The organism is Halobacillus salinarum (assembly GCF_022919095.1).
In the GTDB taxonomy this organism is placed as follows: Bacteria; Bacillota; Bacilli; order Bacillales; family Halobacillaceae; genus Halobacillus_B; species Halobacillus_B salinarum.
Window position 1 is genome coordinate 2,333,213 of the sequence record NZ_CP095073.1, and the last position, 22,315, is coordinate 2,355,527.

Below are 22,315 nucleotides of genomic sequence, written 5' to 3' on the forward strand. Positions count from 1 at the left end.
AGGCAGGCCGATGTAAACCGCTATGATACTATGGCGGTTTTTTTCTATGGTTATTGATGTATAAAGAAATAATTTAGTTAGACAATAGGCTTATAAATAAATCAATTGATCAGGGGTGTAAAAGCAGATGGTTTGGAAAAAAGCACTCATTACTTGTGTAGGCTTTACCTTATTGTTTTTTCCATTATCGGAATGGGCACAATTAAAGCCGGTTCACGCTTTCTCCAATCAAGTGATCCAACACGGGGCCACTGGAGATGATGTTATTGAACTGCAATCTAGACTGCAATACTTAGGTTATTATAACGGAGAGATTGATGGAGTCTTCGGATGGGGCACATATTGGGCCGTTAGAAACTTCCAGTATGAATTTGGACTGGATATTGATGGTCTGGTTGGACCTGAAATGAAACAAAAACTTGTGAAAGCCAGTAAATACGATAAAGGTTTTGTAAAAGAACAGATCCGTCAAGGAAATGAATTTACTCATTATGGCGGAGTGCCAAAGAGCAAGCAAACTGAAAAAACAAAACAGAAACAACCGTCAAACCAGCAAAAACAGTCAGCTGAAAAGAAAACCCAGGAACCGACTGCGGTGAATGTGCCTAGCGGATATTCACAAAACGACATAAAGTTAATGGCTAATGCAGTTCATGGCGAAGCAAGAGGAGAGCCTTATGCAGGTTTAGTGGCTGTAGCTGCCGTTATTTTAAACCGGGTGGACAGTGCTTCGTTTCCAAATACTGTGTCTGGAGTCATCTTTGAACCGCGGGCGTTCACTGCTGTCTCAGACGGCCAGATTTGGCTTCAGCCCGATGACCGGTCGAAGGAAGCTGTATTAGATGCCATCAATGGTTGGGACCCATCAGGACAAGCGGTCTATTATTTCAATCCCAACACCGCGACTTCAGACTGGATATGGTCCCGTCCGCAAATTAAGCAAATAGGGAAACATATTTTCTGTAAATAGGAGGTGTAGAAATGCTGCGAATAATTTCAATTGTGGTATTGAGTTTAACAACCATTGGAGCAGGGATCTGGGGGTATAAAGAACACCAGGATAAAAATGCAATCCTTGTTCAGTCGGAAAATAATTACCAGCGTGCTTTTCACGAGCTGACTTATTACGTAGATGTACTGAATGATAAAATCGGGACGACGCTTGCTATGAACTCCAGGAAGGAGCTGTCTCCTCAGCTTGCTGAAATTTGGAGAATTACATCTGATGCCAACGCTGATGTAGGACAGCTCCCTCTATCCTTGATGCCTTTTAATAAAACAGAAGAATTTTTGTCTGATATCGGGGATTTTGCTTATCGCACTGCTGTGAGGGATTTAACGAAAAAACCTTTAAGTGAAAAAGAAGTTAAGGCACTCGAAAGCCTTCATAAACAATCTGGTGAAATTAAAAATGAACTCCGAAAGGTTCAGAATGTCGTATTAAGAGACAATTTACGATGGATGGATGTAGAGCTTGCCCTTGCTACAAATAACGAAACTGGTGACAATACAATCGTTGACGGTTTTAAAACCGTAGAGAAATCTGTGGATGGATTCAGACAAGCCAACATTGAATCTGGTGTTTCTGTTGCCGGGACAGCACAGGATTTTAAAAACATTAAAGGAAAAGAGATTTCCAAGCAAGAAGCAAAATCTATTGCCGGCAAGTGGTTGAAAGACGTGAAACCTAAAGATTTGAAAATCACGAAATCAGGGAAAGGAGCAGATGTACAAACGTACACAGCTTCTTTTCAGAAAAACAAGATCAATGGGTATATGGATATTTCAGTCAAAGGCGGTCACGCGCTGACTGTTATGGTGAATCGGCCAGTGAAAAAAGCCCAGGTGAGTTTACATGAAGCGTATAGTAAAGCGAAGAAATACTTGGAAGGGCTGAACGTTGAAGATGCCGATTTTGATTTAATAGAAAGCAGTCAGTATGAGCGTTTAGGGGTTTTCAGGTTCGTCTATAAAAAAGATGGCGTCCGTTATTATCCAGATGCTATCGAAGTTAAGGTTGCACTTGATAATGGTGATTTATTAGGAATGACGACGCTTGATTATTTCAGTCACCACTATGACCGAGACATTAAAAAGGCGAATGTTTCTGAAGAGGAAGCAAAGTCAAACGTTAACCCTAACCTGAAAATTCAGGAGAAGCATATGGCCGTAATTGAAAACGATTTAAATGAACAAGTGTTATGTTATGAATTCTTAGCTACAAAAGGAAACGAAACCTACCGGATTTTCATCAATGCTTGGAACGGTGAGGAAGAACAAGTGGAAACTCTCAAAGGCACTGAAGTGAAATTTAATAATATTTAATGAGTCAGCCGCTGAACTTTCAGCGGCTTTCTTGCTGTAACAATAATTCCTCAACGTTGGTCCCTTCCTTTTTTCGACGAGCCATGAGATAATCGAATTACGACTAAAGGCGCACTAAAGAGAATGGAGGAGCTTAGGTGATAAAGATCGGGACGACAATGAATTTAGAATTATTTAAGCAAGATCAAGAAGAACCGGAAAGATACAAATGTACACTAGTAGACCATTCGCAAGGCTACATTTATATAGATTATCCAATTAAAACGAATACGGGACGTACGTCCTTCTTTTTTGAAGGAACGCGATTTCAAGTCAGTTTTGTCGGGAAAGACGGCTCTGTGTATTCGTTTAAATCAGAAGTTACGGCCAGGAGAAAATTAAAAATTCCTGTACTTGTGCTGACATTTCCGGGTAAAGATCAGGTTGTACGAATACAGCGCAGGCGTTATGTAAGAGTAGAAACTTCTATTGATGTAGCTATACAGTTGAATAACGAGAGCGAAGCTTCTTTTACAAGTATTACTCAGGATGTCAGCGGGGGAGGGCGGCCATTCTCGTTCCAGAAGGTTGTAAGCTTAAGCATATGCAAAACCTGAATTTAACCATGGTATTACCGATGAATAGCGGAGAGTATCATTACATAGAAACAGAAGCCGTCGTAATTCGACTTATCAATAAAACCAATTTGTCAAAAGAGCTTGCTTCCATTGAACTCCAATCCATTTCCGAACAGAACCGTCAATTAATCATTAAATTTTGTTTTGAGCAGCAAATGAATATGAGAAAAAGACAGCTGAAATGAAATTGATTTACGTGGATTTTTAAGGAAGCCTTATGTTATTCTTACAAGGGTAAGAAATAAGAATCCAGCAAATAAAAAGCGCGCTTATGCTGAAGAACGAGTGCGCTTTTGCTAGTAGTAATGGAATGATGGAGGAACTGGAATGACAAAGAATTTGACGATTGCGATTGATGGACCGGCGGCTGCTGGAAAAAGCACAGTAGCTAAAAAAGTAGCGCGCAGGCTTTCCTATACTTACATAGATACGGGAGCCATGTATCGAGCCCTGACTTGGAAAGCCATTCAAGCAGGCATTTCTTTAAACGATGAAAAGGAATTGAGTGGACTGCTCTCCAAAACAAAAATAGACCTTGTGCAGACAAAAGAAGGGCAGAGTATTATGCTAGATGGAAAGGATGTTTCCTTAGAGGTTCGCACGCAGGAGGTAACCAATCAAGTTTCCTTTACTGCAAAACATAAAACGGTTCGGGAAGCTATGGTGGAGCGCCAGCGCCAACTGGTGAAAACGCGTGGCGTTGTGATGGATGGTCGAGATATTGGGACACATGTGCTTCCTGACGCGGATGTGAAAATCTTTATGGTAGCCTCTGTTGAAGAGAGGGCAGAAAGAAGACATATAGAAAATCAGGAAAAAGGATTTGCATCTGATTTGGAACAATTAAAAGAAGAGATCAGACAGCGGGATGCTATTGATTCGACAAGGGAATATTCACCGCTTGTAAAAGCAGAGGATGCAATTGAAGTGGATACTACATCGCTTTCCATAGATGAAGTAGTGGAGCGGATACTTACCATTGTGGAAAAGACCAAGGGGAATAGTTCTTGAGTTTATACCAGGTTGGCAAATGGCTTTGCAGCATTTTACTTTATCCTTTATTTCGTATTCATGTGGTAGGGAAAAAAAATATCCCAAAAGATGGTCCGGTTATCATCTGCTCGAATCACATTTCAAATCTTGATCCACCTGTAGTAGGGATCACGAGCAGCCGAAATATATATTTTTTAGCCAAAGAAGAATTGTTTGAAAATAAATTCTTAGGGGGAATACTCAAAAGAGTTCATGCTTTTCCTATTAAACGAGGAATGAGAGACAGGAATGCTTTAAGAAAGGGACTGGACGTACTAAAGAATAACCATGCCCTCGGCTTGTTTCCAGAAGGGTCCCGTCAGAAGAATGGCGAGATTGGACAAGGACTTTCCGGAGCAGGGTTCTTTGCTTTAAGATCAGAAGCGACCATCGTACCTTGTGCGATTATCGGGCCGTATCAAAAATTTAAGCAGCTGAAAGTCGTTTATGGAGAACCCATTGATATGACTAAGTACCGCCAGGAGAAAGCCTCTGCAAAAATAGTGACAGACCGTATTATGGAAGAAATCAGACAATTGCATAAATTTCATAGCAGATGAAGCGTAATCACTTGACAAAATGCTTCAAATATTAGAAGTTAGAAAAAAGGGCATTTCTGTATTTAGGTTGTGTCGGAAATTGAAGGAGGTAGCTTTGTATGGATGAAATGAATCAGGAAGTATCAGGTATGAAAGAATTTTCTGCAGGGGACATCGTGACTGGTAAGGTCGTTAAGATTGAAGATAAACAAGTCCTTGTAGATGTTGGATATAAAGTTGAAGGGATTGTACCCATTAGTGAATTATCCAGCCTTCACGTGGAAAAAGCCTCTGATGCGGTAAGTGAAGGGGACGAGCTTACCCTGCAGGTGAAAAAAGTTGAAGATGATGAGATCGTTCTGTCTAAACGGGCAGTAGATGCAGATAAAGCATGGCAGGACCTTGAAGAGAAATTTGAAAATGGTGAAATATTTGAAGCTGAAGTGAAGGATGTTGTTAAAGGCGGACTAGTTGTAGATATCGGTCTGCGAGGATTTATTCCTGCATCTTTAGTCGAAACGTATTATGTAGAGGATTTTGAAGACTATAAAGGAAAGACGCTTAGCTTAAAGGTTGTGGAACTGGACCGGGAGCAGAATCGTGTGATCCTTTCCCACCGGGCTGTAGTTGAAGCTGAGGAGGCTTCCCGCAAACAGGAGGTTCTTCAATCTCTTGAAGAAGGTCAAGTGGTTGAAGGCACGGTTCAACGGCTCACTGATTTCGGAGCCTTTGTTAATCTTGGTGGAATTGACGGACTTGTACATATATCCCAGCTTTCGCATGAACATGTCGAGAAAGCTTCGGATGTAGTACAAGAAGGGGAAACGATTCAAGTGAAAGTCCTTTCCGTGGATCGTGATAACGAAAGAATTTCTCTTTCTTTAAAAGCGACTAAGCCGGGGCCTTGGCATGATATTGAAAATAAAGTTAAACAAGGCGAAGTTTTGCAAGGTACAGTGAGACGTTTAGTCAGTTTCGGCGCTTTCGTTGAAGTCCTTCCTGGTGTAGAAGGGCTGGTGCACATTTCGCAAATATCCAACCGTCACATTGGAACACCTGGCGAAGTACTTGAAGAAGGTCAGGAAGTAAATGTGAAAGTCTTGGATGTTGATGAAAATGCGAAGCGTCTGTCGCTTAGTATGAAAGAACTTGAACGTGAACAAAGCCGTTCTGAAATTAAACAATACGAAAAGGAAGAAGATAATTCCGGCTTCTCTCTCAGCGATATGATCGGTGATAAATTAGACAAATACAAAAACTAACGAGTTGGTGAAAAATATGTCCAGAGCTAAACGTAAAATCGAACATATTCACCATGCGCTAAATCATGATCGAGATTTCCATAATCATTTTGATGATATGGAGATTGTCCATCAAAGCTTAGCTGAATTGGACTGGGAGGAAATTACATTATCTGCAAAAGTGGGGGGACTTTATTTAAGTTCCCCCCTTTTTGTTAATGCGATGACTGGCGGTGGTGGTGAAAAAACTAAACAAATTAATGGAGAACTCGCTCAGGTAGCACGGAAAGCCAACATCAGCATGGCTGTTGGTTCCCAAATGTCAGCTCTAAAAGACCCTGCTGAACGATCCAGTTATGAAATTGTAAGAAAAGAAAATCCTGACGGCATCATTTTTGCCAACGTTGGCAGCGAAGCCTCGAAAGAGCAGGCCTGTGCAGCAGTAGATATGATTGCAGCTAATGCTTTGCAAATACACGTCAATACATTACAGGAACTCATCATGCCTGAAGGAGATCGGAATTTCAGCAAGCGGATGGAAAACATTCAAACCATAGCGGAAGAAATTTCGGTTCCAGTTATTGTAAAGGAAGTTGGTTATGGTATGAGTAAAGAAACAGTGAAAGCGTTGTACGCACACGGTATTCGTTACATCGATATTGGTGGAAAAGGAGGCACCAACTTTTCAAAAGTGGAAAATATAAGGAGAGATCAGCCGTTTGCTTCTTTTGAAAATTGGGGAATTCCTACACCTATTTCTCTTGCAGAAGCCAGATCAGCTGCTTCAGACATGAATATTTTTGCTTCAGGGGCATCCGTCACGGGTTAGATGGAGTAAAAGCGCTGGTGCTTGGTGCACAGGCATTCGGAATGGCAGGCGGACTGCTTCGGCTTCTTGTAGAGGAAGGGAAAGAAAAGGTGCTATCGGAGATTGCTCATATTCATTATGAAATTCAGATGGGAATGATGCTGCTTAATGCCCGCAAAATTTCCGAGCTTTCAAGCCGTCCTTATGTTCAATTTGGGAGAATGAAGGAATGGCTGGATCAAAGAATATAATCACTCAATATATTAATAGAGTTAAAGGCTGTTGAGGTGATCTCGACAGCTTTTTTATGTGATTTAATTGATATGTTCATATTTTAACTCTGTGTCAGTTATGGAAATGGACGGATTGACTCTTTCTTTTCCAAATAAAAATGCGGGACTTCGTTTAAAAAAATCTACCGACAGACATAATAGAAACGGAGGAGGGAGGATTATGGAAGCACAATATTATTGGTATTGCTGGTTTGTATTTATTATCGTTTATTTTCTATTCCCACCTAGTCACCTTCAAAAAGGGTTATCTGTGTTTGTTCTTCTGTTAATGAGCAGTTATGGACTGTTTCAAAATACAGGCTTCCATGACATACTCCTGCTGGGGATCGTTGTTATATTTGGACTTATTTTTTGGATTAACGAACAAAAATCATTAGTGACTCACTTTTGGCCGTTCATACTCTGCTTAGGTTATGCGGCCTGTCAAATGTTTCTTTTCATTCATCCAATCTGGCACCAATTCCCTGGCTTTGAGCTTAGTTTAGTCCTTTTTATTCTTGTATTGCACTGGTTTAGCGGGTCTTTTTCAAGTGCTGTAGGTTTTTGGATGCTGGTTAATGGTCTTGGTTCTTTGGTTACCATAGTTGTACTTGAAGAGGTAGAGGTGGAGCAGGTTATTATTGCGGAAAATATTATCGTATTCTTGTTAAAAGGAATGGTCCTATTGTTCATTTTATTTGGAATGGCACGTTTAAAAAGGAGTGTCAGGAGAAGCAGGAATCAATCCCGTAAAAAAGGAGCTGCACACGCGTGAATGAATATACCTATCCGATCATCTTCGGAATTGTAGTAGGGACAGCAGTGCGTGTATTTATGCTCCGAACGGACTACCGGCAATACCCTACTTATCTCCATGGGAAAATCATCCATTTATCTCTCGGATTTATTGCGGCTGCTTTAGGAACCATTGCTGTCCCATCAATAATGGAAAAAGAATTTACTGCCGTGACGTTTCTCACTCTCGCTGCCTCTCAATTCAGAGAGGTGAGAAATATGGAAAGAAACACTTTGACAGAGATGGATTCCTATGCTTTAGTCCCGCGCGGGAAAACCTATATAGAGGGAATTGCCATTTCTTTTGAAAGCAGAAATTACTTAGTGATCTTTACCTCATTTACGGTCACACTCTGCTATCTTGCCATTAATTTATGGGCGGCCATTACCGCGAGTATCATAACTTTTGTAATCAGCGGCTTATTAATGAGCGGTTCTAAGCTTGGCGATCTTGTGGACATTGACTATTCGGAGCTTTATTTTAAAGGAGCCGGTCTATATGTAGATAATATCTATATTATGAACATCGGTTTACCGGAACGTCAAAAAGAAATTGTACGGTACGGCATGGGTTTTATCCTTACCCCGAAATCATTCAGCATTCGCTCTACGATTGGCAATTTAGGCCAGAGACAGGCAATTTTGCATGACGTATCTGCTATTCTTGGGGTTTTTCGTGATTCTGGTACACCAGCTCTCGTTCCATTGATCAAACGTGATTTGAACGATGGAAGAATTGGAGTGTTTATTCTTCCGCAGCATAAGGATATTAAGCGGGCAAAAGAGATCATCGCTTCTGTCCCCGTGTTGGAAAATGCGATCCAAATGCCAGGGAAGAAACATAAATTTACAAAGGACGGCACCCGCTTATGAAGATGGAAAAATACATTCTTGCGGTCATTACACTGCATTCAAATAAAAATAAAATCAGTGGTGGTCCAGCGGTATTTTTATGTGAGACAATTGAAGAAATGGAAAATGTAGCTGCCAATCTTGAAGCCATATTAGATGGTATTGCTCATGCCCTTAGTGAACAAATGTATATTATCGTTAAACATTAACTTGATCAAACTTAATAACGTTGTAAGTTTGCGTGGACTCTGCTAAAATAATAAAGTTAAGTTTATGGCTTTCTGCTGTTCTATTGGAACTCAGCTGTCAACAGCTCTTCCTTAGGAGAGCAGTATTTTTTTTCTATGAACCCTACATGAAATAATGAATGAAAGAAAGGATGACCCTTTCATGAGAAAATCGATAGTTGCCATTGTTGGAAGACCAAACGTTGGGAAATCAACGATCTTTAATCGTCTTGTTGGAGATCGAATATCCATTGTAGAAGACACCCCTGGAGTTACGAGGGATCGTATTTATGCTGGGGCAGAATGGCTGAATACTCAGTTTAATCTCATCGACACCGGTGGGATTGAATTAGGAGATGAGCCTTTGCTGGTGCAGATGAGGGCTCAAGCTCAAGTTGCAATAGATGAAGCGGACGTTATTATATTTATGGTAAATGGACGTGACGGCATTACCGGTGCAGACGAGGAAGTCGCCAAAATTCTCTTTAAATCTAATAAGCCCGTAGTTCTTGCTGTAAATAAAGTGGACAACCCGCAGATGAGGGAAGATATATATGAATTTTATGCGTTAGGTTTCGGAGAGCCTTTCCCTATTTCCGGGACCCATGGACTTGGGCTCGGAGACATGCTGGATGATGTGGTCAAACATTTTCCAGAGCGTGAGCTGGACGAAGAAGATGATGAAACGATCCGTTTTAGTTTAATCGGCCGACCGAATGTAGGTAAATCCTCATTAGTCAACAGCCTTCTTGGACAAGAAAGAGTGATTGTAAGCGAAATTGCCGGTACAACACGGGATGCCATCGATACCCCTTTTACGAAGGATGAACGTGATTATGTGATCATCGATACAGCAGGTATGAGAAAACGAGGGAAAGTGTATGAGGCGACTGAGCGCTATAGTATTATGAGAGCGCTGAAAGCCATAGAACGTTCTGACGTCGTTCTAACTTTAATCGATGCTGAATCAGGTATTCAGGAGCAGGATAAGAAAATAGCAGGATATGCTCATGAGGCTGGCAAAGCCGTCATCATTGTTGTGAATAAGTGGGATACGGTTGATGTGGAAGAAAAAACGATGAAAGAATTTGAAGATAAAGTAAGGTCGAACTTCCGTTTCCTTGACTATGCACCGGTTGTATTTCTTTCTGCGAAAACGAAAAAGAGAATTCATACCCTCCTGCCTAAAGTACTTGAAGCTAGTGAGAATCATGCAAAACGTGTGCAGACCAATATTCTAAATGAAGTCATCGTAGACGCTTTAGCCATGAATCCATCACCTTCTATTAAAGGACAGAAACTGAAAATATTCTACGCTACTCAAGTAGCAGTGAAGCCGCCGAGCTTTGTTGTGTTTGTAAATGAACCTGAACTGATGCACTTTACTTATGAACGGTTTTTAGAAAATCGAATTCGTGAAGCGTTCGGATTTGAGGGGACACCGATAAAAATCTTTGCAAGAAAACGCACGTAATCCTTAAGGAAGGGAGCTTTTACCATGGGGAAAGTAGCAGTACTTGGAGCAGGGAGCTGGGGAACAGCATTGGCGATCGTCCTCGCAGATAATGGTCACGATGTCCATATATGGACCCACCGCAAAGAACAGGCAGAGGAAATAAACAACGCTCATACGAACGAAAGATACTTAGAGGGCATTACTATTCCTGAAAGTATACGAGCGAGTGGAGATTTAAGTGAAGTCGTTCAAAGTGCCGATGATATCATTTTAGTCGTTCCGACAAAGGCGATTCGTGAAGTATGCTGCCAGTTGGTAGAGGTATTGGATCACAAAGTTACCGTGACTCATGCTTCGAAAGGAATAGAGCCGCAAACTTACAAACGAGTTTCTGAGGTTATTACTGAAGAGATACCCGAAGAATGGTTTGATGACGTTGTCGTGCTCTCAGGACCTAGTCACGCTGAGGAAGTCAGCTTGCGGAAACCTACGACTGTAACGGTTTCAGCAAATAATATCAAAGCAGCCGAACACGTACAGGATTTATTTATTAATCGCCAGTTCCGTGTTTACACCTCTCCTGACCTTGTAGGTGTTGAATTGGGTGGCTCCTTAAAAAATATTATCGCGCTTGGTGCAGGAATTTCTGACGGATTAGGGTATGGAGATAATGCGAAAGCAGCGTTAATAACACGCGGCCTAGCAGAAATCGCCAGGTTGGGAACTTCGATGGGAGCAAACCCGTTGACTTTTTCAGGACTGACAGGGGTTGGTGACCTTATCGTAACTTGTACAAGCTCACACAGCCGGAATTGGAGAGCAGGGTATAAATTAGGTCAAGGAGCCAAGCTCGATGAAGTCCTGGAGCAGATGGGAATGGTTGTGGAAGGAGTAAGAACGACGAAAGCAGCTTACCAGCTCTCCAAAGACGAACAAATTGAAATGCCGATCACTACAGGGCTGTATAAGGTATTATTTGAAGATGCAGATCCAAGAGATGTAGTGGATCAATTAATGACTCGTGTAAGACGGCACGAGATGGAGGACTTAACCAATATCCTGGATGAAAAAATGAATGACTGACACAAATACCTCTTCGTGCATATACTATCCAGAACCTAACGCACGAGGAGGTCATTACCAGATGAATGGTTTTGAAAAGAATATTTTCGATCATTTGAAGAAGAAGGCGAACATTAACCCAGATGACGTTTATAAAGTAGCAGAATCGGTCCAGCATGCTGATTTCTCTGATGAACAAACGGTCCGGCGGTTAGTTAAGCAATTAGCAAAAATCGCGAACAAACCTGTCTCAAAACAAAAAGAAGACAAAATTGTAGATGCAATTGTGAAACAAAACATGCCTCTTGATATGAACACCTTAGGCAAATTTTTTAAAGGTTAATTCTAGAGTGGGCGCCTGATGAGGCGGTCCTTCAAGATTTTGCATACAATAAAACGCAGCAATTATTTCGCATGAGCTGGATCGGGAATTATTTAGTCACCCGGAGCATAGGGTATGCTCCGGTTTTTTTTATCTAAACTGAGAGGGCCAACCTATGGTATAATACCTACAGTTTAAAGGATTATAGGAGGAACCATAATGTCTATAGGGATGCTTAACATGTACATATCCTTTGCTGGGATTCTTTTTTTAATTTTAGCGATTGGTCTCATCTTATTAAGCCGTCATAAGTTGAAAGGACTTTTTTCTTATATTGTGGCTTTCTTTGCGTATGTGTTTATGATTCTTGGCGGTCTGATTATCTTTTATATTGTGTTCAGCGGACCAACAGCTTAGAAAGGAAGAGATACATAATGAAGAGATTTAAGTGGCTCACACTGCCCTTTATGTTATTACTGTTGAGCGGCTGTTTGTACCCGCAGTCTCAGCTTTCAAAGAACCAGATTCCTAATCAGGTGCAGCTGGACCAGATTCAGCAGGCAGTCACATCCTATCAACAGCAGACGAACGGTCTTCTGCCTATAAAAACAAAGCCTGAAGATACGCCTATTTTTCAGAAATATCAAATAGATTTTTCAAAGCTGAGGGAAAAAGGCTTGATAGGTGAAACACCTGGTACTGCTTTCGAAAACGGTGGTCATTATTTATATGTGATCATTAAACCTGAATCCAAACCTACGGTGAAACTGCTGGATTTGCGTACGAGTGAGAGGCTCAGGGCATTGCAAGTAAAAATAAAGTTCTATAAAGAAAAACATCAATATCCACCATTTGGGAAGCAGGTAGCGAATGGGATCTACAATTTGAAATATAAAGAACTGGGCCTTGAGCAGCCACCTGTCGTAGACAGCCCTTATTCTGAGCAGATGCTTCCTATTTATATTAATGCCAAAGGAGAGCTGCTCATTGATTACCGCAAAGACTTGTATGCTTACTTGAATGAACAGGACCATACTTACAAGAATGGGGAAGACATCCGCTATTTATTAACTGACCATGCTCCATTTGTTCCAGGATATTCTCCTCCTTATACAGTAAAAGACGGAGAACCGGTCTTTATGACAAATACAGCTTCTTAATCATGGGCGATAAAAAAGTGTATAAGACTGCCGAGGGAACTCGGCGGTCTTATTTTAGTTGTTCTTTTTCTTTGAACATTAAATATTTATGGTTATAGGGTTTTTTGACTAAGGAAGAGACTCCTGTCTTTTTGCAGACACGAGTTTCTGGATGGACTTATTTTCTATTGCCATTCTCTTTTACAAGGAACTTCTAAATATCCTGCATATTTATCTAGGACAACATCATAGAATTAGATTGTCTAGGCTTGTATGATGGTGAAATATTATTTGGGAGGGGATCCTTTGGAAAAGGTAGATATCTTTAGTGATATTTCCAAACGGACGAATGGAGATATTTATTTAGGCGTTGTAGGAGCGGTCAGAACAGGAAAATCAACCTTTATTAAAAAGTTTATGGAGCTCGTTGTTTTACCAAATATGGAGGATGAATCAGATCGGGAACGAGCATTAGATGAGCTTCCTCAAAGCGCGGCTGGTAAGACAATTATGACAACCGAACCGAAATTCGTTCCTAACCAGGCGGCTACGATTCACATTGATGAACACTTGGATATCAGGGTTCGCATGGTGGACTGTGTAGGTTACGCTGTCAATGGAGCGGTTGGATATGAAGACGAGCATGGGCCTAGAATGATTCACACCCCGTGGTATGAAGAAGCGATCCCTTTCCATGAGGCAGCTGAGATCGGGACGCAAAAAGTAATTCAGGAACATTCGACTATTGGGATTGTCGTTACTACAGATGGCACCATTGGCGAGATTCCCCGGGCAGATTACGTGGAAGCGGAAGAAAAAATTGTCAGCGAACTGACTGAAGTAGGCAAACCTTTTATTATGGTGATCAACTCAGCACAGCCTCATAATGAAAATACGGAAAGGCTACGCCAGCAGCTTTCCGAAAAATATGATATTCCCGTCTTAGCACTTTCTGTAGAAAGTATGCGTGAACAGGATGTTCAAAATGTATTAAGAGAAGCGTTATTTGAATTCCCCGTACTGGAAGTTAACGTCAATCTTCCTAGCTGGGTAATGGTCCTTGATTCACGGCACTGGCTACGAAATAATTTGCAGGAAGCAATAGAAGAAACGGTTAAAGATATTAAGAGATTAAGAGATGTAGATAGCGTGATTGATAACTTTGATGGTTTTGAATACATCACGGGCGCCCATATTTCAGGAATGGATCTTGGAGAGGGAATTGCAGAAATTGATTTACAAGCACCAGAGTATCTTTACGATCATGTCTTAAAAGAAATCGTCGGAGAAGAAATCCGAGGTAAGGACCATTTGTTGGAAATCATGCAGGACTTTGCCCACGCCAAAAGGGAATATGATCAAGTTGCCGATGCGCTGCAGATGGTAAAACAAACGGGCTACGGGATTGCAGCTCCTACTCTTGAAGATATGACCTTGGATGAACCAGAGATCATACGCCAGGGTTCACGATTCGGTGTCAGGTTAAAGGCGGTAGCTCCGTCCATTCACATGGTAAAAGTCGATGTACAATCTGAATTTTCACCGATTATTGGCACTGAAAAACAAAGTGAGGAATTAGTCCGCTATCTAATGCAGGATTTTGAAGAAGATCCATTATCCATCTGGAATTCTGATATATTTGGACGGTCCTTAAGTTCAATAGTCAGGGAAGGTATTTCAGCAAAGCTTGCACTTATGCCTGAAAATGCACGCTACAAATTACAAGAAACGCTGGAGAGAATTATTAATGAAGGCTCCGGCGGCATGATTGCTATCATCCTATAACGGCTCCGAAGGGGCCGTTTTAATTTTTTTTTAGAAAAAATCCCTTAATTTAAAGGAGTTTTACAATTCCACGTCGTATTATCGAAGTGGAGAAGAAAAAATAAGCGATAAAGTCAGGCTTACCAAGGGTTTAAGGCATGTTGCAAGGTGGCTGTGCATATGATAACATTTCATATGCTGAAGGGTTATTCAGTGACAGAAATCGCTTGGTTAAGCGATTTTTAACACCTTGTCTATTGAATTTCCTGAAAAACTCGTTTAATATAAGGCTTGTCATCCTTTGATGGCCTTAAAAATGAGCATTTAATGCGGATTACCTTCCGCTTGAATGAGATCAACCTTCTTGGGAGGAGGTGAATGTCATGAACAAAACAGATCTAATCAATGCTGTATCTGAGAAAGCGGATCTTTCTAAAAAGGACGCGACTCAGGCTGTCGATTCTGTATTCGAATCTATCATGGGTTCACTTAAAGATGGTGAGAAAGTACAATTGATTGGTTTTGGAAACTTTGAAGTTCGCGAACGTGCGGCACGTAAAGGCCGTAACCCGCAAACTGGAGAAGAAATCGAAATCTCTGCAAGTAAAGTTCCAGCTTTCAAACCAGGTAAAGCCCTTAAAGACGCTGTAAAATAATAGGCTACATAGGGCTTTGCAAAAGGGTGCTGTCTCAGGCACCCTTTTTCTTATGATCAAATATTTATTAAAAGTTTGTTTTTTTGACATTGACTCGCTTATAAGAGATAGTTACTAGAAGGAGGGGCAAAGAAATGACGATACCCAATAATGATTTTTTCGTAATCAAAGCGCTTGAGGATGGAGTGAATGTAATCGGACTCACACGGGGGACTGACACGCGTTTTCACCACTCTGAGAAGCTTGATAAAGGAGAAGTGATGATCGCCCAGTTTACCGAGCATACTTCGGCTGTGAAGGTAAGGGGAAAGGCGGTCATTCAAACGAGCCACGGAGAAATAACGAACGAAGCAGAGTAAGAGCACTGCCCTGTTTCGATGTTTTTTACATAAAGCGTTAAGTTTTGATTTATGCTATAATAGGTGTGGTTTAGCAGTGTAACGAAAGGGACCAGGTGATCAAGTTGACTCCATCAGATACAGATCTCAAACAACTAAAACAAAAAATAGCGGCCCACGTTCGCCATCCTTTTTTGGCAAGATTTATACCAGAGCCGGCCATCGACGAAGATAAGCTTGCCATCCTGGCGTCGATTATGGATCATACGACTCTGAGTAATGTTAAAAAGGAGCAGTATATCGTTACAACTATGCTTGTGCAGATCGCTTTGGATACACACGACCTCGTGACGCTGTCAGATGTAGAGGACGATCGTGAAACGGTAAGAAACAGGCAGTTAACCGTCCTGGCCGGCGATTACTATAGCGGGCTCTATTATTATTTATTGTCAAAACTTGATGATATTCCAATGATTCATACACTTGCTGGGGCTATTAAAGAAATCAATGAATTGAAAATGGAGCTTTATTACAAAGATGTGCACTCGTTCCAGGAATTCTTGAATTCATTAAAGAAAATAGAATCGTTGTTAATTCAACGTGTTGCCTCTTATGTTCAGAGAACTACAATCAATGATATGGCCGGAGAGTGGCTGCTGGCCAAGAAGCTCATCGATGAAAAGAGGAGCTATTTAGAAGGTCGGATTTCCCCAATACTCGAAGTTCTTTTCAGGCATCCTTCGTCTTTGGATAACAGCAGCCAGGTGTTGATTCATTTGGAAAAAATGCTGCAAAAGCATATCTACCACTTGGAAAACACCGTTTCACAGCTTCCGATTCATTTTAATTGGCTTAAATCGTATATTCATTCGGCGATTCACCATAAGTTTTATGACAGACATATCGCAGAGGAAGGTTAACATGCAGCAGCAAACTAAGGAAGAGCGTGTCCACCACGTCTTTGAAAATATTTATAATCGCTATGACAAAATGAATTCTATTATTTCCTTTCAACAGCACCGTTTGTGGAGAAAAGATGTAATGAAACGTATGGATGTGTCGAGCGGTGACCATACTTTAGACATCTGCTGCGGTACGGGGGACTGGACGATTGCCCAGGCTGAAGCAGTGGGGACGGACGGTAAGGCGGTTGGTTTAGATTTTAGTATTAATATGCTGTCAGTGGCTGTAAAGAAAAAAATGGCCATGCAATTAAAACAAGTAGAATTTGAGCATGGCAATGCCATGCACCTGCCTTACGAAAACGATCAATTCGATTATGCAACAATAGGTTTTGGATTAAGAAACGTTCCGGACTATCTCCAAGTATTGAAAGAAATGCAGAGAGTAGTAAAACCCGGAGGTAAAGTGGTATGTCTGGAAACGTCCCAGCCGACGAATCAATTCTTTAAACCTATCTACTATTTCTACTTTAAGAACATCATGCCTTTTTTTGGACGGATCTTTGCACGGAGTTACAAAGAGTACAGCTGGCTCCATGAATCCGCAAAGGATTTTCCAGGGAAAGAACAGCTTGCCTGTCTATTTAAGGAAGCTGGGTTAACAAACATACAAGTTAAATCCTATTCTGGTGGTGCGGCTGCCATGCATATGGGTGAAAAGCAATACGTTGAGGATGAATGACCATGAAGCTAGCGATGATCTATTCTTTTTTAAAGCAGGACCTTTCTAAAATAGAAGATGCCGTAAATGAAACGATCCAATCAGAGAATCCTGTCCTGCGTGAAGCATCCAGCCAGCTCCTTCAGGCAGGTGGTAAAAGAATCCGCCCGGTTTTTGTACTGTTGGCAGGTAAATTCGGTGACTACGATATCGAGCGTATGAAGGCAGTCGCTGTGTCGCTGGAGCTCATTCATACGGCTTCCCTCGTGCACGATGATGTGATAGATGAAGCTAAAATGCGCCGCGGGGAACCAACGATAAAGTCGCGGTGGGATAATCGGATTGCTATGTACACTGGGGATTACATATTTGCACGTTCACTCGAAAATTTATCTAAACTGGAAAATCCAAAAGCCCATCAGATTCTGGCGAAAACTATGGTTGAGTTATGCTTAGGTGAAATCGAACAAATCAAAGACAAATATGATGTAGATCAGAATTTGAGAACCTATTTAAGAAGAATTAAACGGAAAACTGCTCTGCTGATCGCAGCAAGCTGCCGTTTAGGTGCGATTGCTTCTAAAGTTTCTGAAGAAGAGGAAAAAGCTCTTTTTAAATATGGGTACTATGTAGGGATGTCCTACCAGATCATTGATGATGTGCTTGATTTCACAGCTTCTGAAGAGGAACTCGGCAAGCCGGCGGGAGGAGATCTTCTCCAAGGAAACATCACTTTACCTGTCCTTTATTCCCTTACAGACAAAGGCTTTAAAAGGGAGTTAGCTGAATTGTTCAGCAATCAGGAAACTCTAACACCAGAAAAACTCAAACCGATTATCCAACAAATCCAATCGAATGGGTCGATTGAAAAATCTCTGGAAGTCAGTGACCTTTATTTGAAAAAAGCGTATAAAGCACTCGATAGGCTTCCTGCAAGCAGACCAAAGCAGACCCTGAAAGGAATAGCCAAGTACATTGGAAAAAGACGAGCATAATAAGCATTGCTAAGTAGGATGGAACATGATAAAATCATTTTGGCTCTTGCTAAAAGCGCTTCCACTCTATACATAAGAAGAGGTGTAAACATGGAAAAAACATTTTTGATGATTAAACCTGATGGAGTACAACGCAGTCTGGTTGGAGAAATTACCAGTCGTTTTGAAAAAAAAGGCTTTAAGCTTGCAGGAGCGAAGCTTATGGTCATTTCTAACGAACTAGCTGAAAAACATTACGGAGAGCACAAAGATAAACCATTCTTTGGGGAGCTAGTAGATTTTATTACTTCGGGTCCTGTATTTGCAATGGTTTGGGAAGGCGAAAATGTAATTGGTACAGCCCGCCAGATGATGGGGGCAACAAACCCTAAAGAAGCTGCACCGGGAACAATCCGTGGGGATTATGGAGTAATTGTCGGTAAAAATATTATTCACGGTTCAGACTCGCAAGAAAGCGCTGAACGGGAAATCGGTCTTTTCTTTGAAGAGAACGAAGTACTGGATTATCAAAAAGATGAAAGCCAATGGATTTATTAATGAAAGACTACTCCTTACTAAGGGGTTAAACTGTTGAGGCAATTCTCAACAGTTTTTTTTATGCGTCTTTTTGTTACGGTACACTGTTATTCCATCATTAATGCGTTTTTTAAAAGTGAATCGCAGTGTTTTTTTCGTTTACAACGGTACTTTATTGCAGTAGGCTATAAGGGACAAAACAATGGTAAGGGGTTACTCCTTGTATGAAAGAAGACTATGCTGAATTTACTCAACTCATTTACAGAAAAACGGGAATTGACTTATCTTTATATAAAGAGGCTCAAATGAAGCGGAGGTTAACTTCTCTTCGTGATAAAAGAGGATATAATCAGTTTACACATTATTCCCTGGCTTTGTTTAAAGACGAGAATCTCTTACAAGAATTTATGGATCGAATAACGATTAATGTCTCAGAATTTTATCGCAACAAAAAGCGTTGGGATGTGCTGGAGTCTCGTGTGATCCCTTATTTGTTGAAGAAAAAGCGAAAGCTGAGAATCTGGAGCGCTGCCTGTTCTAGTGGAGAAGAGCCCTATACGCTTGCTATGATGCTGCTCCAGTTTATCCCGGCAAGACAATTTGAAATTGTCGCCACAGACATAGATCCACTAGCACTGCAGCGGGCTGAAGCAGCGATCTATTCTGAAAGAGCACTGAACGAAGTCCCACAGGCTGTAAAAGAAAAATACTTTGTCAGGAGAGGCTTATTCTTCCATTTAGCAGAAGATGTAAAGAAATGCGTAACCTTTAGACAGCACAATCTGTTATCGGATCCGTATGAGGACTCATGGGATTTAATAGTTTGCAGAAACGTTTTAATATACTTTACTGAACAGGCGAAAGAGCTCATTTATAAAAATTTCAGCACGTCATTAGCTGAAGGAGGGATCTTCTTCGTAGGCAGCACGGAGCAGATATTTCTCCCGCAAAAATATAATTTATCAGTGTATGATACCTTTTTTTATCAAAAAGAAAAAACGTTAAAATCTATGGATTAACCTGATCTATTATAAAAAATTTAAATATTTTGAGAACACAAATGTTGATGCTTGTGATATAGTAGTACGTAAAATTTGTAACAGGAGGTCCATTGTTCATGCGCTATTTAACTGCAGGAGAATCACATGGCAAACAATTAACGACAATCATCGAAGGAGTTCCTTCCCATTTACCTTTGACGAAGGATCAAATTAATAAATCATTATTACGCCGTCAAGGAGGTTACGGGCGGGGAAAACGCATGCAGATTGAAAAAGACATGGTGGAGATTATGAGCGGTGTCCGCCATGGGTATACCCTTGGTTCGCCTATTTCTCTCGTTGTACATAACGATGACTTTAAGCACTGGGTGGATATTATGGGAGAAGATCCTTTGGAAGAAGATGCGAAAATTAGGAGAACGATTTCAAGGCCGCGTCCTGGCCATGCCGATTTAAATGGAGGTTTAAAATACGGCCACAGAGATATGAGAAATGTCCTTGAACGGTCTTCTGCACGGGAAACCGCGGCCCGGGTTGGAGCAGGAGCGGTTGCAAAGGCACTCCTTAGTGAGCTTGGGATTGAAGTGGCAGGTTATGTCAGGGAAATTGCAGGAATCGTAAGTGAGGTAGAGGAAAGTCTGACCCTGCAGGAACGCCGGGAAATCTCAGAAGCATCTCCAGTACGCACGTTCGACCAGTCGGCGGCTGAAAAGATGATGAAGGCAATTGATGTGGCCAAGAAGGAAGGCGACTCGATCGGAGGAGTATGCGAAGTGTACGTAGAGGGCATGCCTCCAGGTCTTGGCTCTTATGTTCATTATGACCGCAAGCTTGATGGACGAATTGCAGGCAGCGTGATGAGCATTAATGCGTTTAAAGGTGTAGAGTTTGGAATAGGATTCGAAGCAGCGCGCCGAAATGGCAGCCAGGTTCATGATGAGATTTTATGGAGTGAAGAAAAAGGATATTATCGTCGTACCAATCGTCTCGGTGGTTTTGAAGGCGGAATGACAACAGGAATGCCGATCGTCGTAAAAGGAGTTATGAAGCCTATTCCAACTCTATATAAACCGCTTCAAAGTGTCGACATTGAGACAAAAGAAACTTTCCAGGCGAGTATCGAACGTTCGGATTCCTGCGCCGTGCCGGCAGCCTCTGTCGTAATGGAGCACATCGTTGCTTTTGAACTGGCGAAGGCAATTACTGAAGAATTTCCTGCCGATTACTTTCCTAGGTTAAAACGCGCAGTAGATGACTATCGCAAGGAAGTCAGGGCTTTTTAAAATGAATTCTCTTATGATACACTCCAGTACCCATGAATATGAAGTTATCATCGGAAGCGGAACACGGCATCAATTTTATGAAAAACTTCCAAAGCACTATCACAATTTGTTAATCATTACAGATGACCAGGTGGCTGAACTTTACCTGGATGAAGTCATATGCGCTTGCGGTACTGATGTAAAAGTTCAATCTTCTGTGGTTCCCTCTGGAGAAGCTTCAAAGAGCATAGCTTGCTATGAAAAGCTCTTAAACGATTGTGCAGAGGCGAAGCTTGATCGGAATTCCCTGATCGTTGCGCTTGGAGGTGGAATGGTCGGTGATTTAGCCGGTTTTGTCGCTGCTACGTATTTGAGAGGGGTTGATTTCATTCAAATGCCGACAACAATTCTTGCTCACGATAGCAGTGTGGGGGGAAGGTTGCCATTAACCATAGACAGGGTAAAAATCTTATCGGGAGTTTTTATAACCCTGTACTAGTGGTGTATGATATCGACATGTTAGCTACCCTCCCTGAATCTGAAGTAAGGTCAGGGTATGGTGAAGTCATTAAGCATGCGTTTATTAGTGACCGAAGATGGTTGAATGAAGTGCTTAGAACAGATCTTTCACTGTTTTCAACAGACCAATTGATTGACGATCTGTCTAAAGGAGTCCGCGTAAAAGCAAAAATTGTAGAAAAAGATGAAAAGGAGCAAGGTGTTAGAAAACATTTAAACTTAGGACACACCCTTGCTCACGCCATTGAGGCTGAATTAGGCTACGGTAAGATCACTCATGGGGAAGCTGTAGCCCTCGGTATTTGGTTTGCCTTGAATTTAAGCAATGTGATTTTAGATTCGCATTTACCAGTGAAAGATTATGTAAACTGGTTAAAAACCAATCACTATCCGATCGATCAATTAAATGCATTGGATGCCGAATCGTTGCTCAATCGTATGAAGTGGGATAAAAAAACTATCCACGAAGTGATTCATTATGTGCTTCTAAAAGAAACAGGCGATCCATGTGTGAAAAGCATAAAAGACCAGGTACTAAAAGAAGAGCTGCGTCTTTTTTTAGAAGAGGTGAGAGACTATTGATTAGAGGAGTAAGAGGCGCGACCACAGTTGAATTCAATGATGCTGAGCAAATCATTACCCGTTCTTTCGAGCTGATGACTGAGCTGGTTAGAGAAAATAACATTTCACCAGAGGAAGTAGTCAGTGTATATTTTTCTGCAACGGAAGATATCGATGCTGCTTTTCCAGCGAAGTCTTTGCGCAGACTTCAAGGATGGACATACGTACCGGTCATGTGTATGAGAGAAATCAATGTTCCCGGCAGTCTGTCTAAGTGTATTCGTGTAATGGTGACTGTTGAGACGGATATTAAACAGCAGGATATCGTACATGTTTATCATTATGATGCTGAAAAGCTTCGCCCAGATTTGAAAAGTGGAAAGGAGTGATCTT

Annotated in this window: 26 protein-coding genes and 2 pseudogenes; all 28 read left to right on the plus strand. The window is 41.3% G+C overall.

Going from position 1 to position 22,315, the window contains the following annotated elements; translation table 11 throughout:
* The first annotated feature begins 127 nt into the window (after positions 1-127).
* The 28 genes and pseudogenes from sleB (at position 128) to aroH (ending at position 22,311) form a co-directional block, all read left to right on the plus strand.
* Positions 128-970: a spore cortex-lytic enzyme gene (gene sleB / locus MUN89_RS11975; protein WP_244708003.1), complete on the plus strand. Its 843-nt coding sequence runs from the start codon at positions 128-130 to the stop codon at positions 968-970.
* Between the two features lie 11 nt (positions 971-981).
* Positions 982-2,325 (plus strand): germination protein YpeB, encoded by a 1,344-nt coding sequence (gene ypeB, locus MUN89_RS11980; RefSeq protein WP_244708005.1) that lies wholly within the window; start codon positions 982-984, stop codon positions 2,323-2,325.
* Between the two features lie 137 nt (positions 2,326-2,462).
* Positions 2,463-2,921, plus strand: a complete 459-nt coding sequence (locus MUN89_RS11985; RefSeq protein WP_244708007.1) for a flagellar brake protein — start codon at positions 2,463-2,465, stop codon at positions 2,919-2,921.
* Positions 2,909-3,127: a PilZ domain-containing protein gene (locus MUN89_RS11990; RefSeq protein WP_244708009.1), complete on the plus strand. Its 219-nt coding sequence runs from the start codon at positions 2,909-2,911 to the stop codon at positions 3,125-3,127. Before MUN89_RS11985 ends, MUN89_RS11990 begins: the two co-directional genes overlap by 13 nt.
* 142 nt (positions 3,128-3,269) lie before the next feature.
* Positions 3,270-3,953 carry a (d)CMP kinase gene (cmk, locus tag MUN89_RS11995; protein ID WP_244708011.1) on the plus strand — a complete coding sequence of 228 codons (684 nt, stop codon included), beginning with the start codon at positions 3,270-3,272 and terminating at the stop codon, positions 3,951-3,953.
* Positions 3,950-4,534 (plus strand): lysophospholipid acyltransferase family protein, encoded by a 585-nt coding sequence (locus tag MUN89_RS12000; protein WP_244708013.1) that lies wholly within the window; start codon positions 3,950-3,952, stop codon positions 4,532-4,534. Before cmk ends, MUN89_RS12000 begins: the two co-directional genes overlap by 4 nt.
* 98 nt (positions 4,535-4,632) lie before the next feature.
* Positions 4,633-5,775, plus strand: coding sequence for a 30S ribosomal protein S1 (gene rpsA / locus MUN89_RS12005; protein WP_244708014.1), 1,143 nt, complete (start codon positions 4,633-4,635; stop codon positions 5,773-5,775).
* 16 nt (positions 5,776-5,791) lie between these two features.
* Positions 5,792-6,813: pseudogene (gene fni, locus MUN89_RS12010) on the plus strand (type 2 isopentenyl-diphosphate Delta-isomerase).
* 202 nt (positions 6,814-7,015) lie between these two features.
* Entirely contained in the window at positions 7,016-7,609 is a 594-nt protein-coding gene (locus MUN89_RS12020; RefSeq protein WP_244708020.1) for a YphA family membrane protein, read from the plus strand.
* Positions 7,606-8,502 carry a YIEGIA family protein gene (locus MUN89_RS12025; RefSeq protein WP_244708022.1) on the plus strand — a complete coding sequence of 299 codons (897 nt, stop codon included), beginning with the start codon at positions 7,606-7,608 and terminating at the stop codon, positions 8,500-8,502. Before MUN89_RS12020 ends, MUN89_RS12025 begins: the two co-directional genes overlap by 4 nt.
* A complete protein-coding gene (locus MUN89_RS12030; protein WP_244708024.1) occupies positions 8,499-8,690 on the plus strand; it encodes a capping complex subunit for YIEGIA in 192 nt (63 codons plus the stop codon). The genes MUN89_RS12025 and MUN89_RS12030 overlap by 4 nt, the downstream gene beginning before the upstream one ends.
* Positions 8,691-8,871: 181 nt before the next feature.
* Positions 8,872-10,182, plus strand: coding sequence for a ribosome biogenesis GTPase Der (gene der / locus MUN89_RS12035; RefSeq protein ID WP_244708026.1), 1,311 nt, complete (start codon positions 8,872-8,874; stop codon positions 10,180-10,182).
* Positions 10,183-10,206: 24 nt separating this feature from the next.
* Positions 10,207-11,247, plus strand: coding sequence for an NAD(P)H-dependent glycerol-3-phosphate dehydrogenase (locus MUN89_RS12040; protein ID WP_244708028.1), 1,041 nt, complete (start codon positions 10,207-10,209; stop codon positions 11,245-11,247).
* 61 nt (positions 11,248-11,308) lie between these two features.
* On the plus strand, positions 11,309-11,569 hold the full coding sequence (locus tag MUN89_RS12045) for a stage VI sporulation protein F (RefSeq protein ID WP_244708030.1): 261 nt from the start codon (positions 11,309-11,311) through the stop codon (positions 11,567-11,569).
* A gap of 198 nt (positions 11,570-11,767) precedes the next feature.
* Positions 11,768-11,965 (plus strand): DUF2768 domain-containing protein, encoded by a 198-nt coding sequence (locus MUN89_RS12050; RefSeq protein ID WP_244708032.1) that lies wholly within the window; start codon positions 11,768-11,770, stop codon positions 11,963-11,965.
* 17 nt (positions 11,966-11,982) lie between these two features.
* Complete coding sequence (locus MUN89_RS12055; RefSeq protein WP_244708034.1) at positions 11,983-12,708, plus strand: hypothetical protein; 726 nt, start codon at positions 11,983-11,985, stop codon at positions 12,706-12,708.
* 285 nt (positions 12,709-12,993) lie between these two features.
* The gene (gene spoIVA / locus MUN89_RS12060; RefSeq protein ID WP_244708036.1) at positions 12,994-14,472 is read left to right on the plus strand and encodes a stage IV sporulation protein A; all 1,479 of its coding nucleotides are present in this window, start codon (positions 12,994-12,996) and stop codon (positions 14,470-14,472) included.
* 362 nt (positions 14,473-14,834) lie between these two features.
* Positions 14,835-15,107 carry an HU family DNA-binding protein gene (locus MUN89_RS12065; RefSeq protein ID WP_244708038.1) on the plus strand — a complete coding sequence of 91 codons (273 nt, stop codon included), beginning with the start codon at positions 14,835-14,837 and terminating at the stop codon, positions 15,105-15,107.
* Positions 15,108-15,241: 134 nt separating this feature from the next.
* The gene (gene mtrB, locus MUN89_RS12070) at positions 15,242-15,466 is read left to right on the plus strand and encodes a trp RNA-binding attenuation protein MtrB (RefSeq protein WP_244708040.1); all 225 of its coding nucleotides are present in this window, start codon (positions 15,242-15,244) and stop codon (positions 15,464-15,466) included.
* Positions 15,467-15,561: 95 nt separating this feature from the next.
* On the plus strand, positions 15,562-16,365 hold the full coding sequence (locus MUN89_RS12075) for a heptaprenyl diphosphate synthase component 1 (protein ID WP_244708042.1): 804 nt from the start codon (positions 15,562-15,564) through the stop codon (positions 16,363-16,365).
* A gap of 1 nt (position 16,366) precedes the next feature.
* On the plus strand, positions 16,367-17,089 hold the full coding sequence (locus tag MUN89_RS12080; protein WP_244708044.1) for a demethylmenaquinone methyltransferase: 723 nt from the start codon (positions 16,367-16,369) through the stop codon (positions 17,087-17,089).
* Between the two features lie 2 nt (positions 17,090-17,091).
* Positions 17,092-18,063, plus strand: a complete 972-nt coding sequence (hepT, locus tag MUN89_RS12085) for a heptaprenyl diphosphate synthase component II (RefSeq protein WP_244708046.1) — start codon at positions 17,092-17,094, stop codon at positions 18,061-18,063.
* A 90-nt stretch (positions 18,064-18,153) separates the two neighbouring features.
* Complete coding sequence (ndk, locus tag MUN89_RS12090; RefSeq protein WP_244708047.1) at positions 18,154-18,600, plus strand: nucleoside-diphosphate kinase; 447 nt, start codon at positions 18,154-18,156, stop codon at positions 18,598-18,600.
* 203 nt (positions 18,601-18,803) lie between these two features.
* Positions 18,804-19,598, plus strand: coding sequence for a CheR family methyltransferase (locus tag MUN89_RS12095; RefSeq protein ID WP_244708049.1), 795 nt, complete (start codon positions 18,804-18,806; stop codon positions 19,596-19,598).
* 98 nt (positions 19,599-19,696) lie between these two features.
* Complete coding sequence (aroC, locus tag MUN89_RS12100) at positions 19,697-20,863, plus strand: chorismate synthase (RefSeq protein WP_244708051.1); 1,167 nt, start codon at positions 19,697-19,699, stop codon at positions 20,861-20,863.
* Between the two features lie 13 nt (positions 20,864-20,876).
* Positions 20,877-21,331: pseudogene (locus tag MUN89_RS22155) on the plus strand (iron-containing alcohol dehydrogenase); the annotation flags it as partial.
* Between the two features lie 9 nt (positions 21,332-21,340).
* A complete protein-coding gene (locus MUN89_RS22160; protein WP_449768879.1) occupies positions 21,341-21,943 on the plus strand; it encodes a 3-dehydroquinate synthase family protein in 603 nt (200 codons plus the stop codon).
* Positions 21,940-22,311, plus strand: coding sequence for a chorismate mutase (aroH, locus tag MUN89_RS12110; RefSeq protein ID WP_244708053.1), 372 nt, complete (start codon positions 21,940-21,942; stop codon positions 22,309-22,311). Before MUN89_RS22160 ends, aroH begins: the two co-directional genes overlap by 4 nt.
* Positions 22,312-22,315: the final 4 nt, after the last annotated feature.

What these genes read in the sequence shown, in the direction of transcription:
- cmk (WP_244708011.1), top strand. Translation starts at nt 3,270, where the DNA reads ATGACAAAGAATTTGACGATTGCGATTGATGGACCGGCGGCTGCTGGA.
- MUN89_RS12095 (WP_244708049.1), top strand. Translation starts at nt 18,804, where the DNA reads ATGAAAGAAGACTATGCTGAATTTACTCAACTCATTTACAGAAAAACG.
- MUN89_RS12080 (WP_244708044.1), top strand. Translation starts at nt 16,367, where the DNA reads ATGCAGCAGCAAACTAAGGAAGAGCGTGTCCACCACGTCTTTGAAAAT.
- MUN89_RS11990 (WP_244708009.1), top strand. Translation starts at nt 2,909, where the DNA reads ATGCAAAACCTGAATTTAACCATGGTATTACCGATGAATAGCGGAGAG.
- hepT (WP_244708046.1), top strand. Translation starts at nt 17,092, where the DNA reads ATGAAGCTAGCGATGATCTATTCTTTTTTAAAGCAGGACCTTTCTAAA.
- der (WP_244708026.1), top strand. Translation starts at nt 8,872, where the DNA reads ATGAGAAAATCGATAGTTGCCATTGTTGGAAGACCAAACGTTGGGAAA.
- mtrB (WP_244708040.1), top strand. Translation starts at nt 15,242, where the DNA reads ATGACGATACCCAATAATGATTTTTTCGTAATCAAAGCGCTTGAGGAT.
- MUN89_RS12020 (WP_244708020.1), top strand. Translation starts at nt 7,016, where the DNA reads ATGGAAGCACAATATTATTGGTATTGCTGGTTTGTATTTATTATCGTT.
- MUN89_RS12040 (WP_244708028.1), top strand. Translation starts at nt 10,207, where the DNA reads ATGGGGAAAGTAGCAGTACTTGGAGCAGGGAGCTGGGGAACAGCATTG.
- sleB (WP_244708003.1), top strand. Translation starts at nt 128, where the DNA reads ATGGTTTGGAAAAAAGCACTCATTACTTGTGTAGGCTTTACCTTATTG.
- MUN89_RS12055 (WP_244708034.1), top strand. Translation starts at nt 11,983, where the DNA reads ATGAAGAGATTTAAGTGGCTCACACTGCCCTTTATGTTATTACTGTTG.
- MUN89_RS12030 (WP_244708024.1), top strand. Translation starts at nt 8,499, where the DNA reads ATGAAGATGGAAAAATACATTCTTGCGGTCATTACACTGCATTCAAAT.
- ndk (WP_244708047.1), top strand. Translation starts at nt 18,154, where the DNA reads ATGGAAAAAACATTTTTGATGATTAAACCTGATGGAGTACAACGCAGT.
- MUN89_RS12065 (WP_244708038.1), top strand. Translation starts at nt 14,835, where the DNA reads ATGAACAAAACAGATCTAATCAATGCTGTATCTGAGAAAGCGGATCTT.
- MUN89_RS12045 (WP_244708030.1), top strand. Translation starts at nt 11,309, where the DNA reads ATGAATGGTTTTGAAAAGAATATTTTCGATCATTTGAAGAAGAAGGCG.
- ypeB (WP_244708005.1), top strand. Translation starts at nt 982, where the DNA reads ATGCTGCGAATAATTTCAATTGTGGTATTGAGTTTAACAACCATTGGA.
- aroC (WP_244708051.1), top strand. Translation starts at nt 19,697, where the DNA reads ATGCGCTATTTAACTGCAGGAGAATCACATGGCAAACAATTAACGACA.
- MUN89_RS12050 (WP_244708032.1), top strand. Translation starts at nt 11,768, where the DNA reads ATGTCTATAGGGATGCTTAACATGTACATATCCTTTGCTGGGATTCTT.
- rpsA (WP_244708014.1), top strand. Translation starts at nt 4,633, where the DNA reads ATGGATGAAATGAATCAGGAAGTATCAGGTATGAAAGAATTTTCTGCA.